We start from the raw sequence: 17,023 nt of genomic DNA on the forward strand, positions 1-17,023 counted from the left end.
AGCGACAGGTCCCGCATGAATTTCGCCCTGATTCTTTTGATCCTGGTGCTGGTGACCGGGGTGGCCTGGGTGGCCGACAAGTTGGTGTTTCAACCGGCGCGCCGCCGGGCAGCACAGGACGCTGTGGCGCAATTCGATCAGCAGCAGCTTTCGTTGCAGGGTTCCGGCGTTCAGGGCTCTGGCACGCAGGATGGCAATGCGCTTTCGAGCGCCCGCGCGAAAGTGCGTGACGACAAGCTGCGTCAGCCGTGGTGGCTCGAGTATTCGGCGAGCTTCTTCCCGGTGATTCTGGCGGTGTTCGTGCTGCGCTCGTTCGTAGTCGAGCCGTTCAAGATTCCGTCCGGCTCGATGATCCCGACGCTGCTCGTCGGCGATTTCATCCTTGTGAACAAGTTCGACTATGGGATTCGTCTGCCGGTGATCAATAAGAAGATCGTCGCACTGGGCGAGCCGAAGCGCGGCGACGTGGTGGTGTTCCGCTACCCGAAAGATGAGTCGATGGACTACATCAAGCGTGTGATCGGCGTGCCCGGCGACGTGGTGGCGTACGAGAACAAGAAGCTCACCGTGAACGGCCAGCCGGTGCCCGAGGTGGCCATGCCGGACTACTTCGACGACGAGCACATCGCCTACTTCAAGCAGTTCGAAGAGACGGTGGGCGGCGTGAATCACCGCATTCTGAACGATCCGAACGTGCCCCCGTACATCATGGGCGCCGACGACTTCCCGAACAAGCAGAACTGCCAGTACAACAGCCAGGGCGTGATCTGCAAGGTGCCTCCGGGCAACTACTTCATGATGGGCGACAACCGCGATAACAGCGCGGACAGCCGTTACTGGGGCTTCGTGCCCGAGCAGAACATCGTGGGCCGGGCATTCTTCATCTGGATGAACTTCTCGAACCTCAAACGCCTGGGCGGCTTCCAATAAGCCTCCGGTTCCCCGGGAAGGCCACCTCTCTGGATTAGGGCTTAATTGATGCGTAAATTGACGAGAAATCGTTAATTTACGCATTATTTTTTCTAAAATAAGAATAAATTGTGCGACAGGGGCAAGACCTAGGGGAGATCGATTCGTCGTCACCTCGGAAATGTCCGATCCACGTGCCTCACGCGAGTCCGAAAAGCCCGCCGGACGGCGGTTGCGCCCGTCGTTTCTTGGCGACGACGCGCGCCGGGGCGGGAGCGTCGCGCTATACTTGCGCCATGTCTCAATCACTGAACCAACTGGAAGAACGTCTCCAGTATCGTTTCCACGATGCGGAATTGCTTTGCCAAGCATTGACGCATCGTAGCCATAGTGCCGCCAACAATGAGCGGTTGGAATTTCTCGGCGATTCCATTCTGAACTGTTCGGTCGCAGCGATCCTGTTCCGTCGCTACGGCAAGCTCGACGAAGGCGACCTCTCGCGTGTGCGCGCCAATCTCGTCAAGCAACAGTCGTTGTACGAAATAGCGCAGACGCTGGGTGTCTCCGATTTCCTGCGCCTGGGCGAGGGTGAGCTCAAGAGTGGCGGTTTCCGCCGTCCGTCGATTTTGGCCGACACGCTCGAAGCGTTATTCGGGGCGATGTACCTCGATGGCGGTTTCGACGCAGCGTATGCGGCGATCGAGCGTCTGTACACGCCGGTGCTGGAACATGTCGACCCGAAGACGCTCGGAAAAGACGCCAAGACGCTGCTTCAGGAATATCTGCAAGGTCACAAGATCGCATTGCCGCAGTACACGGTGATTGCAACGCATGGTGCGGCACACAACCAGCAATTCGAGGTGGAGTGCACCGTGCCGAAGCTCGACATCAAGGTCGGTGGCTCAGGCGCAAGCCGACGTGCCGCCGAGCAAGCGGCGGCCAAGAAGGCATTGGAAGAAGTGCAGAAGATGCCGGCGCTCGCCAAGCCGAAGGCCGAGAAGAGCGCCAAGGCTGCGAAGAAGCGTGCCGCGAAGGCCGCGGCTTCCGAGGCGAAGAAGGCCGGGCAGATGAGCACCGTGCAGCCGGTCGAGACGCGGGAGCTGAAAGACACGAAGGACGCCAAGGAGCCGAAGGACGCCGGTGAAGCCGCCCCCGGCTCAGGCAATGTTCCGGCCATGACGGCATCCGTCAGTAACGGCTCGACTCGCCCCGCGGTAATTCCTGCGGAGAAGAGCGCAGAGAAGACAGCCGAGAAGATCGACGCCGCCAAGCAACCCCCGGCAGCCGCCTGAGCCCCATTCAAGGGGATGGGCGCGTGGCGCCGGCCCCCTATCAAGAGAGTTCCCAACCATGAACGATAAGACGGATTTTCGCTGCGGGACCGTGGCGATCGTCGGGCGTCCGAACGTCGGCAAATCGACGCTGCTCAACGCCCTCGTCGGTCAGAAGATCAGCATTACGTCGCGCAAGGCGCAGACCACGCGCCATCGTATTACCGGCATTTGCACCACGGACGATGCGCAATACATCTTTGTCGACACGCCCGGCTTTCAGACTCGTCACGCGACGGCACTGAACCGCTCGCTCAATCGCGCCGTGACGTCTACACTCTCCAGCGTCGACGTCGTGCTTTTCGTCATCGAGGCGGGCAACTTCGGTCCGGACGACGAGAAGGTGCTCAATCTGCTGCCCGAGAACACACCGGTGCTGCTTATCGTCAACAAGCTCGATCGCATTACCGATAAAGCGAAGGTATTGCCGTTCCTGAAGACGATGGGCGAGAAGTGGAACTTCCGCGAAATCGTGCCGCTTTCGGCCAAGCGTCCGGAAGACATCAAGCGCTTGCCGGGCATATTGCGCCCGTACCTGCTAGAGGGCGATCCGATCTATGGCGAGGATGATCTGACCGATCGCAGCGAGCGATTCATGGCGTCTGAAATTCTGCGCGAGAAGGTATTCCGTTGGACCGGCGACGAGTTGCCGTATACCAGCACGGTCGTCATCGACAAGTTCGAGCAGGAAGGAAATTTGCGCCGGATCTTCGCGACGATTCTGGTCGATCGTGATAATCACAAGGCGATGATCATCGGCAACAAGGGCGCCAAGCTCAAGCAGATTTCCACCGACGCGCGCGTCGATATGGAGAAGCTCTTCGACGGGCCCGTGTATCTGGAAGTCTGGATCAAGGTCAAGGGCGGTTGGGCCGACAACGAGGCCGGCCTGCGGGCGTATGGCTACGAGTGAACTCGACACTGCACGTGACGAAATTGCGGCGCCGGACGACGTAACACCGGCGGCAAGCAACGCGTCGGTCGCCGATGTACCGCGTGCGCCACGCGCCGGGGCAACCGGGGCGCGTCCTGCGCGCCAAACGCGTAGTGCGCGTACACGGGCCGTGGACGACGAGGCGTCGGAAGCGTTCCACCAAGCCGAGGCCAATACCGAGACCGTCAGGCGCGAGACCAAGCGTGCGCGACGTGCGCCGTCGCCTGCCCGGGCAGCCGAGCGCGAGCAGAGCCGAATTGCCGAGCAACCCGGCTTCGTGCTGCACAGTTATCCCTATCGCGAAACCAGTCTGATCATCGACGTGCTCACGCGTGATCACGGTCGTATCGCGCTGGTGGCAAAGGGGGCCAAACGCCCGCACTCTGCGCTGCGCGGCGTGCTCCAGACATTTCAGCCGCTCTCGCTTGCCTGGCTCGGCAAGGGCGAGCTGCGCACGCTGACCAAGGCCGAGTGGGTGGGGGGCTTACGTCCGCTCGAGGGCGATGCGCTGCTGTCCGGCTTCTACCTGAACGAATTGCTGGTGAAGTTCTGTGCGCGCGATGATCCGCACGACAAGCTGTTTCAACACTATCTGACGACACTGCACCATCTCGCGCACGGCGAGCCGGCGGGCATCATTCTGCGGGCATTCGAGCGCGTGTTGCTGCGCGAGACCGGATACGCTGTCGCGTTTGACCGTTGCACCCAGACGCGCGGCAAAGTGGTGCCCGAGCGCCGTTACGTGTTTCATCCCGACTGGGGCGTGCGTCCGGTGCGCGGTGACGAGCCGTCCGACTGGCCTGTCGTCATCGGGCAAACGCTGCTCGACATGGAGCAAGACGACTACTCCCGGGCGCAGACCGTGCAGCAAAGCAAGCTGCTCATGCGCTTTCTTCTCAACCACCATTTGGGCGGCGTTCCGCTCAATACCCGGCAGATCCTGCTCGACCTGCAAAAACTATGAGCCTCTTCTTCCACGGCAACCCCATCGACCTTGGGGTGAACATCGATCACATCGCGACGGTGCGCAATGCACGCGGCACGGCTTATCCCGACCCGATCAAGGCGGCGTTGCTGGCCGAAGAGGCGGGCGCGGATGTCATTACGCTGCATTTGCGTGAAGACCGCCGCCACATTCGCGACGACGACGTGACGAATCTGCGCGACAAGCTGCTCACGCGCATGAACCTCGAATGCGCCGTGACGGAAGAGATGCTGGCGATTGCGTGCCGCGTGAAGGCGCACGATGTTTGCCTGGTGCCGGAGCGCCGTCAGGAACTGACGACCGAGGGCGGGCTGGACGTCGTAGGTCTGTACGACCGCGTCGCTGCCGCTACGCAACAGCTCGGCGAAGCGGGCAGCCGTGTGTCGCTTTTCATCGATCCGGACGAAGCGCCGATTCGCGCTGCCGCTCGCATGGGGGCGCCGGTCGTTGAACTGCACACCGGGCGTTACGCCGAGGCGCACGACGAGCAAACGCGCGAGGCCGAGTTCGCTCGTATCGAACGTGCCGTCGCACTGGGTCTGTCGTTGGGGTTGCGGGTCAATGCCGGTCACGGTCTGCATTACGAGAACGTGCAGCCGATTGCCGCCATCGAAGGCATTTCCGAACTGAACATCGGACACGCAATCGTGGCTCACGCCATTTTTGCCGGCTGGGAGAACGCCGTGCGCGAGATGAAAGCGATCATGGTGGCCAGCCGCGTTGCGGCGCGTGGCTGAATCGCAACATTGCACGATCGACCCATCATCAGGCACCGCCCATGAGCGATTCGACGCCGCCGTCGTCCTTGTTCCCAGATACGCCACCGCAGGGCGAAAACGCTGCTGCCTCCGATCTGGGAGCGACAGCGATCTTCGGCGTGGGCACCGACATCCTCCAGATCAGTCGTGTCGTGGGCGTGATGACGCGTACCAACGGACGGTTCGCCGAGCGCGTACTGGGGCCGGAGGAACTCAAGGTCTACTATGCTCGTCAGAAGCGATCCGAAGTTCGCGGACTCGCGTATCTGTGCACGCGCTTCGCCGCTAAGGAGGCCGTATCCAAGGCCATCGGGCTGGGCATGCGCTGGCCGATGACGTGGCGTGCCGTGCAAACGCTCAATGCGCCGTCCGGCAAGCCGTTCGTGGCGGCGTCGGGCGAGTTGGTGCAGTGGTTGGCCGAGCGGCAACTGTCGATCGAGATTTCGATCACGGACGAGAAGGAATACGCGGTGGCATTTGCGATCGCGTCACGTAATTTAGGCAACATTCGCAATATCGCATCGGAGAAAACGCAATGACGAAGCGCAGGCCGGGCCCGGTGATGCTGGACGTCGTCGGGCTGACCCTCAGCGAAGACGACATCCGCCGCATCGACCATCCGTTGACCGGAGGTGTCATCCTGTTTGCCCGCAACTTTGATGACCGCGCACAACTGTGCGCGCTCACGAAGCAGATTCGCGACGTGCGCGACGACATCCTGATCGCCGTCGATCATGAGGGCGGGCGCGTGCAGCGTTTCCGTACCGATGGTTTCACGCATTTACCCGCGATGGGCAAGCTGGGCAAACTCTGGCATGAAGACGTGTTCAAGGCGACGCGCGTGACGACGGCTGTGGGCTACGTGCTCGCGTCAGAGTTGCGTGCGTGCGATATCGATCTGAGTTTCACGCCCGTGCTGGACCTGGACTACGGAACGTCGACGGTGATCGGTGATCGCGCGTTCGACGCCGATCCGCGCGTGGTGACCATGCTGGCCAAGAGCCTGAATCACGGCCTGCTCCTCGCCGGAATGGCGAACTGCGGCAAGCACTTCCCGGGGCATGGTTTCGTGGCGGCCGACTCGCACCATGAAATTCCGGTCGACGAGCGCTCGCTCGACGAAATCCTCTCAATCGACGCACAGCCGTACGACTGGCTGGGCATGTCGCTTGCAGCGGTCATGCCGGCGCACGTGATTTATCCGCAAGTCGATCCCAACCCGGCAGGCTTCTCGGCCAAGTGGCTCAAGGAAATCCTGCGCGGCAAGTATGGCTTCGACGGTGTGATTTTCAGCGACGACCTGTCGATGCAGGGCGCGAGCGCTGCCGGGGATGTCGTCACGGCCGCGCATGCCGCGATGGAAGCAGGGTGCGACATGGTGCTCATCTGCAACAGCCCGGAAAAGGCGGATCGCCTGCTGCGTGAAATGAAGTCGGCGCCCGATATCGTCTCGCAACGCCGCATCAAGCATTTGAAGGGCCGTGGCAAAGTGCACGGCTGGGAAAAGATGCTTGCCCAGCCAGAGTACCAGGCCGCGAAGCGTCTGATCGCGCAGACGTTCGGCGGATAAGCAGCGTAAGTCCGTCAAACACCGAACCTGCGGCCCAAATAAAAAGCGCTCGGCCCCTCTTTGGGGGGGCGAGCGCTTTTTTGTTACCTGACGGCCGCTTCGCCCGAAGGCGTCGCGGCAATCCACCGTCGCTTAGACGCGGCTGCGGTACTCGTCGGTACGCGTATCGATTTCGATCTTGTCGCCGGTGTTCACGAACAGCGGCACCTGGATTTCCAGCAGATCGTTGATCTTGGCGTTCTTCAGAACGCGGCCCGACGACGTATCGCCCTTGACGGCCGGTTCGGTGTATTCCACAACGCGCACGAGCGAGGTCGGCAGATCGACCGAGATGGCCTTGTCATTGTAGAAAACGACTTCGCATTTCATGCCGTCTTCCAGGTACTTGATCGCGTCGCCCATGTTTTCGGCTTCGACTTCGTACTGGTTGTAGTCGGCGTCCATGAACACGTACATCGGGTCGGCGAAGTACGAGTAGGTCACTTCCTTCTTGTCGAGCACGACGACGTCGAACTTGTCGTCTGCCTTGTACGAGAATTCGCCGCGACCTTCGGTCAGCAGCTTCTTGTACTTCATCTTCACGACGCTGGAGTTACGACCCGACTTGACGTATTCGGTCTTCAGCACGACATTGGGCTCACCATCGATCATGACGACGTTGCCGACGCGGAGTTCTTGAGCGGTTTTCATAAAAAAACGAGATCCTGTGACGAAATAAGCGATTTGCCGCTTGTTTGAGCGCTTCCATACGCCCATTCGCCGCTTGATTCCCGCGTCCGCCCGGAACGATCCGGGGCAGCAGGTTCAGCAGCAAAGCGTTGAAAAACCAGCTATTTTACCTGAATTTCCGCGAAGCTTGCCAACTGTCGCGCTAGATCCGGATGGGCTGCCTGTGCATTTGCCCACGCGCGGGCGTGGCGATGCAGTTCCGGCAGCGCGGCAGTGAGCGCCGGCCAATCGGGTGCGGTGCTCGCGTAGCCATTCCAGAGATGCCAGAAAGTGCGCAACGCCTCGCGCGCGCCGTGCGACAGTGACGCCGCATCAGGCGTATCGTCTTGCCGATCCGCCAGATATCGACCGAGAAATGCGTCGAGCTTCCCATGATGGGCATTCTCGTCCTGCGGATAAATATGCCAGACGAACGGCTTCGCCGCCCACTGTGCGCGTACGAAGGAATCTTCCCCGCGCACGAAATTGAGATCGCAGGCCCAGAGCAGTGCGTCGAACTCGATTTGCGGGACGAACGGCAGCCCGTATACCGTCAGCGCGCCTCGGGTCGCTGGCTCCCCGGGGGCCAGCACCTCACGACCGAACCAGGCGCCTACGGCGGGTGCGATACGCCCTTGCGGCACGAGGCAGACGATAGGCGTCGCGCTGTTGGCCCACTGCGTGAGCAACGCCGCAAGCGCGGGGTTCTCATACGCGAAGAGCGATACGATCAATGCACCCTTCGGCGCGGCGGGCAGGCCGAGCGTGCGCTGCCACCAGGCGTCGCGTAGCTCGGGAGAGGCCAGAAACGCGTCGCGCCGAGAGAACAACTCCCGTTCCCGGATGAGCCCGCCGGTGCGTTCGGTAAAGCCCGGGAAGAAGAACGTTTTGAGCAGCCCCAACTGCGGGTGGAGCGACTTTTGCAGATGACAGCCGTCGACCCAGTCTTCCGCGCTCAGATACTCCAGATTGATCCACACTGGCGCGTTGCCAGCCTTCTTGCGCGCGTGCATCGCTTGAACGCAGACGTCGGGAATATTGCAGGCAAAGGCTTCGATGACGATATCGCCCGGCGCATTGTCGCCGGTGATGGGGCCGAAGTCGGCATCCCAACGGCGGACGTCGACGCCGTCGCAGCGTTGCCGGGCCAGCGACGGATCGATGTCGGGACGCAGGTGGCGGAAGCTCGTCAGATCGTCGACCCAAAGCCTGACCGACCAGCCGTGTTCGCGCACGAGTTGCCGGGCGAGCCGCCAGCACACACCGATATCGCCAAAGTTGTCGACGACGGTGCAGAATAGATCGCAACGCGGCACCAGAGGTAAGGTGCTTGATGCTGGAGAGGATGCGGTGGGCAGGGACATTGAGAAGCGGCGACGCGGATTGGTCTAAACTTCGGATTCTAGTCCCTGCGACGCGTAACGAATGTGATCGCGCAAGCCGCGAACGGTGCCATGCCTGCATCCGGTCGCGCCGGGGACGTTCAGATTGCCAGAGTTCATGACCGAAGACGCCCACGACGTCACGCCAACGCGCAAGTCCCGTAAAGTGAAATCCGCCACCGGTGCGGACGTCGCGCCGCCTTCGGCACCGGCCGCGCCGGGGCCTGCGAACACGCCGATCGATGCAGCGACCACGAAATCGGCCAAGCCCGCCAAGCCCGGCAACGTGAAGCGTACGCGCAGTGCCGACACTCAGGCGTCCCCCTCGGCGGATGCCGGCGACACGCCGTCGTTCGATGTCCGCAAAGTGCTTGCGCAGTTGCCGAATCTGCCCGGCGTCTACCGCTATTACGACACGTCGGGCAACGTGTTGTACGTCGGCAAGGCGCGCAATCTCAAGAAGCGGGTGTCGAGTTACTTCAACAAGACGCAGCTTTCTCCGCGCATCGCGTTGATGGTCGCGCGCATCGCGAAACTGGAAACGACGGTCACCCGTTCGGAAACCGAGGCGCTGCTGCTTGAGAACAATCTGATCAAGGCGCTGCATCCACGTTACAACATTTTGTTTCGCGACGACAAGTCGTATCCGTTTCTCAAGCTCACTCAGCACAAATATCCGCGCATGGCGTACTACCGGGGTTCGGTGGATCGTCGCGGGCAATATTTCGGACCGTTCCCCAGTGCATGGGCGGTGCGCGAGAGCATCCAGATCCTGCAAAAGGTGTTCCAACTGCGGACCTGCGAGGACTCCGTTTTTGCGAATCGCACGCGGCCGTGTCTGTTGCATCAGATCGAGCGATGCAGCGCGCCGTGCGTTGGCGCCATTCGGGACGAAGACTATGCCCGCGACGTGCATAACGCGGCGGCGTTCCTTTCCGGACGTCAAAAAGAAGTCCTCGGTGCGCTCGAAGAGAAGATGATGACGTACGCCGAGGCGCTTCAATTCGAGCAAGCGGCCGTGGTGCGCAACCAGATGCAGGCACTGTCCGGCGTGCTTCAGCAACAGTCCGTCGAAACCGTTGGGGATGTGGATGCCGACATCCTCGCCGTCGCCTACGCGGGCGGCCGGGCGTGCGTGAACCTCGCGATGGTTCGCGGCGGCCGTCACCTTGGCGATAAGGCGTATTTCCCGGCGCATGTGGAGCGCGGCGTCGAAGGCGGCATCGCGGATGAGTTTGAGGAAGACGAGGCGGTGACGCCGGAATCGTCGGATGCAGACTCGGACGATTCCGTGCTCACTGCTAGCGAGATTTCGGGCGACATGCCATCGGACAGCCCGTCGGCGTCGCTCGAATCGCGACTGCTCGAAGCCTTCGTCGCGCAGCACTATCTGGGGCAATCGGTGCCGCCGGTGCTGATCGTGAGCCACGCGTTGCCGAGCGACGAGTTGCTGACGGCGTTGTCCGAGCAGGCGGGACGGCGTATTGCGATAGTGCGTCAGCCGCAGGGGCAACGACGTGCGTGGCTCGACATGGCGCAACAGGGGGCGCAGCTCGCGCTTGCGCGCCTGTTGACCGAGCAGGGCAGCCAGCAGGCGCGCACGCACGAACTGGTGCAGACCATCGGGCTCGACATCGACGATCCGGCGCTGCTGCGTGTGGAGTGTTTCGACATCAGCCATACGCAGGGAGAAGCCACACAGGCGTCGTGCGTGGTGTTCCACCATCACAAGATGCAGACGAGCGAATACCGCCGTTACAACATCGCGGGCATTACGCCGGGCGATGACTACGCGGCGATGCGTCAGGTGCTCACGCGCCGGTATGGCCGGCTGATGGAGGCCGCCGCCGCGACGGTGAGCGGCGAGACAGATCCGTCATCCGTGGCGGCCGACGTGGCGCGAGCCGAAGCCGATACCGTGGTGTTGCCGGACAGCGAGGCAACGACGCCGGCCGGCGAGCCCATCGAAGCCGGTGCGCCGGCGGTGGCTGCGCCGGAGGCTTCCGACGTGGAAGCCAATCTGCCGCAGTTGGTGCTGATCGACGGTGGCAAGGGGCAGGTGGAAGTGGCGCGCCAGGTGTTCGTCGAACTGGGGATCGATATCGGTCGATTGGTGGGCGTGGCGAAAGGCGAGGGCCGCAAGGTGGGCCTCGAGACGCTGATTTTTGCCGACGGACGCGCGCCGCTCGAACTCGGGCGCGAGAGTGCGGTGCTGATGCTCATCGCGCAGATTCGCGACGAGGCGCACCGCTTTGCGATTACGGGTATGCGGGCCAAGCGCGCGAAAGCGCGTCAGACCTCACGGCTCGAGGAAATAGAGGGCATTGGCGCGAAGCGTCGCCAGCGGTTGCTCATGCGGTTTGGCGGGCTGCAAGGGGTGGCGTCGGCCAGCGTCGACGAACTGGCCAGCGTCGAAGGCATTTCGACAATGCTCGCCGAGCAGATTTATCGCCAACTGCACTGACCCCCACGGCGCCTCACGTATCACCGTGGAACAGCAGGCGCATCACGGTATCGTTGTCGACCGTCTCGCCGGACAGCGTGCGCGCGAGAAGCTCCCCGCCGACGACGGGCGGCGCGAAGATCATGTCCGGCTGAACGCGTTTGAGTTTGCTCAAGTGCTTGCTGTCGTTGACTGACGCGATGGTGTGTACGGTGGGCGCGATTTCCTTCGAAGCGAGCACGATGAAAGCATTTTCCGAATCGTCGGCCCGCAGCGCGAGTAAGGCCCTGGCATGCTCGATGCCGGCACGGGTCAGCACGGCGTTGTCGCTGGCGTCGCCATGCATGACATCCGCGTCTTCCGGATAGGGGTTGTCGGCGCCGCTGGCGATGATGACCGTGACCGGCCAGCCGCGTTTGGTGAGTTCGTGGTGCACGTTGATGGCGAGCGGCGACGTGCCGGCCACGATGAAGTGGTTCTTGCGTATCACGTGAGTGAACCTCCCCGCGAGAATTTTCTTAAGGTTGCCGCCGACGAGCGGGCCGATGACGACGGTCAACGACGTCGCAAACACACTGATCCCGAAGATGATGACCGATGCGGTGAAGAGCCGTGCGTCGGTGGAGTGCGGCACGATGTCGCCGTAGCCGACGGTCGTCATCGTGACGATGGAGAAGTAGAACGCTGTGGCCAGATCGGTGACGGGCGGCGCGAATTCGCGACCGAGATACATCGTGCCGAACGTGGCGTAGACAAGCAGAGCGAACACGGCCACGAGAGTGTAGAGCGTGGCGGCGGCGAAGCTCGCGCGGTCGAATTCCCGCCAGTACCAGAGCAGTAATGCGATGCAGACGATCGAGAGGGTGAACGTCAGATCGAGGCGGATGTTCAGGTGGAAATTGATGGCGGCGGCCAGCGCAAGCATGACCAGCGTAAAGGCCCAGGCGGTGCGGGCCCGGATGAGGAGACCGCAGGCGAGCGCGACCAGCGAAAGCCCGGCCAGCGCGCGGGGCAGGTGCGAGAAGTCGATGCGCTCGATGACGTTCAGCCCGAAGAGCAACCGGGGCAGATGGGTCGCTTCGATGCGCTCCAGCGCGGAGACGTTGCCGCGCACGAAGAGATCGATGAGCACCGTGCCGGGCACGCGCAACAGCACGGACGCGATGAGCAGCAAGCCGTTGATGCCGACTAGTGCGGCGATGATGACGTGAGGGGGCAGCAGCGGTCGTCGCAGGGCGGGTAGGGGCCAGGGAGGTTTCACGAGATCGGTGCTATTGGCGGGATGTTGCGAGCAAGATAGGGGCACACTGGCGCACATGTCAACCGCTGTGCGGTGCCTCGGCCTTGTGGCTGCGGGGCAGACACGGCACAATGCGGGTCTGGTACGGCTGCCGAGGGCGCCGTGTGTCGACTGCCGTTTGCCGAACTCATGCTGCCATGCCTTTTAATGTTCCCATATTCCTGACCTGGCTTCGGATCGTGCTGATCCCGCTGGTGGTCGGCGTTTACTACTTACCTGCGACGTGGTTGTCGTCGGTGGAGATGAATTGGGTGGCGTGCGGGGTCTTCGTACTGGCGGCGTTGACCGACTGGTTCGACGGTTTTCTGGCGCGTCGCTGGAATCAGACGTCGGCGTTCGGGGCGTTTCTGGACCCGGTCGCCGACAAGCTGATGGTCGCGGCGGCGCTGCTGATGTTGTTGCAGATGGGGCGGATCAATGCGTTGGTGGCGTTGATCATCATTGGCCGCGAGATCACGATTTCGGCGTTGCGTGAGTGGATGGCGCAGATTGGCGCGTCGCGCAGCGTGGCGGTGCACCAGTTGGGCAAGATCAAGACGGCGGCGCAGATGGTGGCGATCCCGCTGTTGTTGTTCAACGGCACCGTGGTGTGGAACGGCTGGCATTTCGACTCGCGATTCTGGGGGACGTGGCTGATTTACGTGGCGGCGGTTCTCACGTTGTGGTCGATGTTGTATTATCTGCGCCGCGCGTGGCCGCAGATTCGGGAGCGCGGTGCGGGCAAGATGTGAGCGTAAGTCTCTGAAGACGCGGGATTTGCGCGGCGGAGGAGAAAAATCTTCACAAATTTTCGGTGCGGGTGCTTGACACTGAATCACGGTTTCGACATAATCTCCTTCTCGCTGCTACGGCGCACGCCCGGCAGCGAAGTTTTGAGAAGTGGTTGGATTGGTAGTACGCATGACAATGCGGGAGTAGCTCAGTTGGTAGAGCGCAACCTTGCCAAGGTTGAGGTCGCGAGTTCGAGACTCGTCTCCCGCTCCAGTTTTCGCACTGGACATTGAGTGAGTTGATCCTCGGTGTTCGGTGTCATGCGGGAGTAGCTCAGTTGGTAGAGCGCAACCTTGCCAAGGTTGAGGTCGCGAGTTCGAGACTCGTCTCCCGCTCCAAATCCAGAGGGAAGCCTGGCTTCCCTTTTTATTTGCCGAAAGCCCACGGCGATCGATCCGACGGGCGCCCTCGATGGTAACAGCGAGCGGTTACAATGCGGCATACCTGATGGCGGGATGGCAGAGTGGTCATGCAGCGGCCTGCAAAGCCGTGTACGCCGGTTCGATTCCGACTCCCGCCTCCAATACTAAGCCCTGATTTATCGGGGCTTTTCTTTTTTCTGCGCCACTTTCCTGGTGGTCACCCCCCTCGCAGATGCTATAAAACCGCACTCATCCACCCGGCTCCGGATGGTATTCCACCCCGTCGACGTGACGGGTGGCCGTAGACGCGAGTTTTCATGGCAACCAAGCGATTCAGAAATGGGCGGTGGGAGTACGTCGTAAAGCGCAAGGCTTTGCTCCCAAAGCCGCCTTACCTGAGCTTCGATACCGAAGCGGAAGGCGATGCGTACGTGCGTCGTCTGGAGCACCAGCTTGATGCTGGCATCGTTCCTTAAGACTTCTTCAAGCCAACAACCGAACGCGCGATGACGCTCGCGGACCTCTCGTGTGCCTACCAAGTCGCTTTGCATGTCCCCGATGACGATCGAGCGTTGTTGGGCGTGCTGGTAGGGCGCATCGGCAGCCAGCGCGGTCGGCGACTGCGCATTCTGTCGAGGCTGCGCCGCCGTTGACGCAATCACTGACGGCTGGGGGCGCGTGGCTCCAATGCTGGAAACTCGATCCATGGCTTCAGAGGATAGAAATTCTTGTGATCGCGATTGACTGTCGCACGGTCTCGCCATCCGCGCTTGCACGAATTGCTCAGTGCTCGGCGTGCTCGGCAGGACGGGTTCCGTCGAGGCAAGCGGAGCAGGGGCACGAACACGGCACCACGTTGCGCGAAATACACTCGATAGCTCGGGCCGACGTGAACCGAGTGATCAGTCTACCGTCCTGGGAACATTGCCGTTCACATAGGCTGCGCACCAGCCTTGCGGAGGAGCCGGTTTTCGCCATACTGGGTCAAGCGGCCGTCGGCACGAAGGTAATTTTTCAATGTCCCAGCCGGGATCTTGTCCCGCTTGGCCACACCGTCGAGCCCTCCGGCGGCCTCAATCCCCGCCCGGCCGAGGGCCTTCCACGTTCGCAACATAGCGTCGGTGATCGTCGCTTTCCCGTCCGGGTTGAGCCGGTCTTCGCCGAGCTGGGTCAGCCTGCCGTCGGCACGCAGGTAATTTTTCAATGCCCCAGCCGGGACATTGTCCCGCTTGGCCACACCGTCGAGCCCACCGACGGCCTTAATCCCCTCGTGGCCGAGGGCCTTCCACGTCTGCAACATGGCGTCGGTGATCGTCGCTTTCCCGCTCGGGGCGAGCCGGTCTTCACCGAGCTGGGTCAGGCTGCCGTCGGCACGCAGGTAATGTCGCAGTGCCGTAGCTCGGACATTGTCCCGCTTGGCCACACCGTCGAGCCCCCCGGCGGCCTCAATCCCCGCCTGACCGAGGACCTTCCACGTCTGCAACATGGCGTCGGTGATCTTCGCTTTCCTGCCCGGGGCGAGCCGATCTTCGCCGAGCTGGGTCAGCCTGCCGTCGGCACGCAGGTAACTTCTCAGTGCCGCAACCCGGACATTGTCCCGCTTGGCCACACCGTCGAGCCCCCCGGCGGCCGCAATCCCCGCCTGGCCGAGGGCCTTCCACGTCTGCAACATGGCGTCGGTGATCGTCGCTTTCCCGCCCGGGGCGAGCCGGTCTTCACCGAGCTGGGTCAGGCTGCCGTCCGCACGCAGGTAATTTTTCAATGCCCGAGCCGGGACATTGTCCCGCCTAGCCACACCGTCGAGCCCCCCGGCGGTCTTAATTCCCGCCTGGTCGAGGGCTTTCCACGTCCGCAACATGGCGTCGGTGATCGTCGCTTTCCCGCCCGACACGCCAGTTTCTTGGCGAGGGATTTTGGCCAGGGGCGGCATGAGAACAGCATCCTTTTCACTGCTTGCGTCTTGTGGTGCTGAACGCTTTTCCGATCCGTTGTTCGAGGTGACTTCCGGTGTTGCGGGGGAAATCGGTCGTTGGGCCGAGCTCGACGGCATGCCGGACCGCCCATCGGCCTGATGCACCACGTGCACATTGGCGGCCAGCGCAGTCGGCGGCCGTGCATTTTGTCGAGGCAGCGCCGACGTAGACGCAGTCACTGGGGGCCGGGGGCGCGTGGCTCCAACGCTGGAAACTTGATCCATGGCTTCAGAGGATAGAAATTCTTGTGGTCGCGTTTGACTGTCGCACGGTCTCGCCATCCGCGCTTGCACGAATCGCTCAGTGCGCGCCAGCCTTGCGGAGGAGCCGATTCTCGCCGAGCGGAGTCAGGCTGCCGTCGGTACGCAGGTATTTTCTCAGTGCCACAGCCGAGACCTTGTCCCGCCGGGCCACACCGTCGAGCCCCCCGGCGGTCTTAATCCCCGCCTGGCCGAGGGCCTTCCACGTCCGCAACATGGCGTCGGTGATCTTCGCTTTCCCGCCCGGGGCGAGCCGATCTTCACCGAACTGGGTCAGGCTGCCGTCAGCATGAAGGTAATTTTTCAGTGCCATAACCGGGACATTGTCCCGCTTGGCTACACCGTTGAGCCCACCGGCGGCCGCAATCTCCGCCTGGCCGAGGGCCTTCCACGTCCGCAACATGGCGTCGGTGATCGTCGCTTTCCCGTCCGGGTTGAGCCGGTCTTCGCCGCGCTGGGTCAGGCTGCCATCGGCACGCAGGTAATTTTTCAATGCCCCAGCCGGGACATTGTCCCGCTTGGCTACACCATTGAGCCCCCCGGCCGCCTCAATCTCCGCCTGGCCGAGGGTCTTCCACGTCCGCAACATGGCCTCGGTGATCGTCGCCTTCCCACCCGGGTTGAGCCGGTCTTCGCCGCGCGGGGTCAGGCGGCCGTCTGCACGCAGGTAATTTTTCAATGCCCCAGCCGGGACATTGTCCCGCTTGGCCACACCGTCGAGCCCCCCGGCGGCCTCAATCCCCGCCTGGCCGAGAGCCTTCCACGTCCGCAACATGGCATCGGTGATCGTCGCTTTCCCGCCCGGGTTGAGCCGGTTTTCGCCGAGTTGGCTCAGGCTGCCATCGGCACGAAGGTAATTTCTCAGTACTGCTGCCGGGACATTGTCCCGCCGGGCCACACCGTCGAGCCCCCCGGCGGCCTCAATCCCCGCCTGGCCGAGGATCTTCCACGTTCGCAACATGGCATCGGTGATCGTCGCTTTCCCGCCCCGGGCGAGCCGGTCTTCGCCGAGCAGGGTCAGGCGGCCGTCTGCACGCAGGTAATTTTTCAGTGCTGCAGCCCGGACATTGTCCCGCTTGGCCACGCCGTCGAGCCCCCCAGCGGCCTCAATCCCCGCCGGGCCGAGGGCTTTCCACGTCTGCAACATGGCGTCGGTGATCTTCGCTTTCCTGCCCGAGGTGAGCCGGTCTTCGCCCAGCGGGGTCAGGCTGCCGTCGGCACGCAGATAACTTTTCAGTGCCGCAACCCGGACATTGTCCCGCCTGGCCACACCGTCGAGCCCACCCGCAGCCTTAATCCCCGCCTGGCTGAGGGCCTTTCACGTCCGCAACATGGCG

General features: G+C 62.4%; 14 protein-coding genes, 3 tRNA genes and 1 pseudogene. 13 read left to right on the forward strand and 5 right to left on the reverse strand.

What is annotated here, in order from left to right; all coding sequences use genetic code 11:
• Positions 1–15: 15 nt before the first annotated feature.
• The 7 genes and pseudogenes from lepB (at position 16) to nagZ (ending at position 6,487) form a co-directional block, all read left to right on the forward strand.
• Entirely contained in the window at positions 16–930 is a 915-nt protein-coding gene (gene lepB / locus PHO31112_RS09965) for a signal peptidase I (protein ID WP_150620357.1), read from the forward strand.
• A 275-nt stretch (positions 931–1,205) separates the two neighbouring features.
• A pseudogene (rnc, locus tag PHO31112_RS09970) lies at positions 1,206–1,938 on the forward strand (ribonuclease III); the annotation flags it as partial.
• 321 nt (positions 1,939–2,259) lie between these two features.
• Positions 2,260–3,153 carry a GTPase Era gene (gene era, locus PHO31112_RS09975; RefSeq protein ID WP_010805222.1) on the forward strand — a complete coding sequence of 298 codons (894 nt, stop codon included), beginning with the start codon at positions 2,260–2,262 and terminating at the stop codon, positions 3,151–3,153.
• A complete protein-coding gene (gene recO, locus PHO31112_RS09980; RefSeq protein WP_246177954.1) occupies positions 3,140–4,138 on the forward strand; it encodes a DNA repair protein RecO in 999 nt (332 codons plus the stop codon). The genes era and recO overlap by 14 nt, the downstream gene beginning before the upstream one ends.
• Positions 4,135–4,896: a pyridoxine 5'-phosphate synthase gene (gene pdxJ / locus PHO31112_RS09985; protein ID WP_150620359.1), complete on the forward strand. Its 762-nt coding sequence runs from the start codon at positions 4,135–4,137 to the stop codon at positions 4,894–4,896. The genes recO and pdxJ overlap by 4 nt, the downstream gene beginning before the upstream one ends.
• Before the next feature lie 41 nt (positions 4,897–4,937).
• Positions 4,938–5,456 carry a holo-ACP synthase gene (acpS, locus tag PHO31112_RS09990; protein ID WP_150620360.1) on the forward strand — a complete coding sequence of 173 codons (519 nt, stop codon included), beginning with the start codon at positions 4,938–4,940 and terminating at the stop codon, positions 5,454–5,456.
• Positions 5,453–6,487 carry a beta-N-acetylhexosaminidase gene (gene nagZ, locus PHO31112_RS09995; RefSeq protein WP_150620361.1) on the forward strand — a complete coding sequence of 345 codons (1,035 nt, stop codon included), beginning with the start codon at positions 5,453–5,455 and terminating at the stop codon, positions 6,485–6,487. The genes acpS and nagZ overlap by 4 nt, the downstream gene beginning before the upstream one ends.
• Positions 6,488–6,619: 132 nt before the next feature.
• On the opposite strand, the gene efp is transcribed toward nagZ, so the two are convergent.
• A complete protein-coding gene (gene efp, locus PHO31112_RS10000; protein ID WP_010805217.1) occupies positions 6,620–7,177 on the reverse strand; it encodes an elongation factor P in 558 nt (185 codons plus the stop codon).
• A 140-nt stretch (positions 7,178–7,317) separates the two neighbouring features.
• Entirely contained in the window at positions 7,318–8,553 is a 1,236-nt protein-coding gene (gene earP / locus PHO31112_RS10005; protein WP_174995672.1) for an elongation factor P maturation arginine rhamnosyltransferase EarP, read from the reverse strand.
• A gap of 142 nt (positions 8,554–8,695) precedes the next feature.
• On the opposite strand from earP, the gene uvrC reads away from it, so the two are divergent.
• Positions 8,696–11,041 (forward strand): excinuclease ABC subunit UvrC, encoded by a 2,346-nt coding sequence (gene uvrC, locus PHO31112_RS10010; RefSeq protein ID WP_246177964.1) that lies wholly within the window; start codon positions 8,696–8,698, stop codon positions 11,039–11,041.
• A gap of 13 nt (positions 11,042–11,054) precedes the next feature.
• Here uvrC and kch read toward each other — a convergent pair whose 3' ends face one another.
• Positions 11,055–12,281, reverse strand: coding sequence for a voltage-gated potassium channel protein (kch, locus tag PHO31112_RS10015; protein ID WP_150620363.1), 1,227 nt, complete (start codon positions 12,279–12,281; stop codon positions 11,055–11,057).
• 176 nt (positions 12,282–12,457) lie between these two features.
• Between kch and pgsA the strand changes: the two genes are divergently transcribed.
• The 5 genes from pgsA (at position 12,458) to PHO31112_RS10040 (ending at position 13,929) form a co-directional block, all read left to right on the forward strand.
• The gene (pgsA, locus tag PHO31112_RS10020; protein WP_150620364.1) at positions 12,458–13,051 is read left to right on the forward strand and encodes a CDP-diacylglycerol--glycerol-3-phosphate 3-phosphatidyltransferase; all 594 of its coding nucleotides are present in this window, start codon (positions 12,458–12,460) and stop codon (positions 13,049–13,051) included.
• Between the two features lie 177 nt (positions 13,052–13,228).
• A tRNA-Gly gene (locus PHO31112_RS10025) sits at positions 13,229–13,304 on the forward strand.
• 49 nt (positions 13,305–13,353) lie between these two features.
• Positions 13,354–13,429 (forward strand) — tRNA-Gly (locus PHO31112_RS10030).
• A 111-nt stretch (positions 13,430–13,540) separates the two neighbouring features.
• Positions 13,541–13,614 (forward strand) — tRNA-Cys (locus tag PHO31112_RS10035).
• A 156-nt stretch (positions 13,615–13,770) separates the two neighbouring features.
• The gene (locus PHO31112_RS10040) at positions 13,771–13,929 is read left to right on the forward strand and encodes a hypothetical protein (RefSeq protein WP_174995657.1); all 159 of its coding nucleotides are present in this window, start codon (positions 13,771–13,773) and stop codon (positions 13,927–13,929) included.
• 455 nt (positions 13,930–14,384) lie between these two features.
• Here PHO31112_RS10040 and PHO31112_RS10045 read toward each other — a convergent pair whose 3' ends face one another.
• Complete coding sequence (locus PHO31112_RS10045) at positions 14,385–15,383, reverse strand: hypothetical protein (RefSeq protein WP_150620365.1); 999 nt, start codon at positions 15,381–15,383, stop codon at positions 14,385–14,387.
• A gap of 343 nt (positions 15,384–15,726) precedes the next feature.
• Complete coding sequence (locus PHO31112_RS10050; RefSeq protein ID WP_150620366.1) at positions 15,727–16,956, reverse strand: hypothetical protein; 1,230 nt, start codon at positions 16,954–16,956, stop codon at positions 15,727–15,729.
• Positions 16,957–17,023: the final 67 nt, after the last annotated feature.

Source organism: Pandoraea horticolens (assembly GCF_902459555.1).
Taxonomy (GTDB): Bacteria; Pseudomonadota; Gammaproteobacteria; order Burkholderiales; family Burkholderiaceae; genus Pandoraea; species Pandoraea horticolens.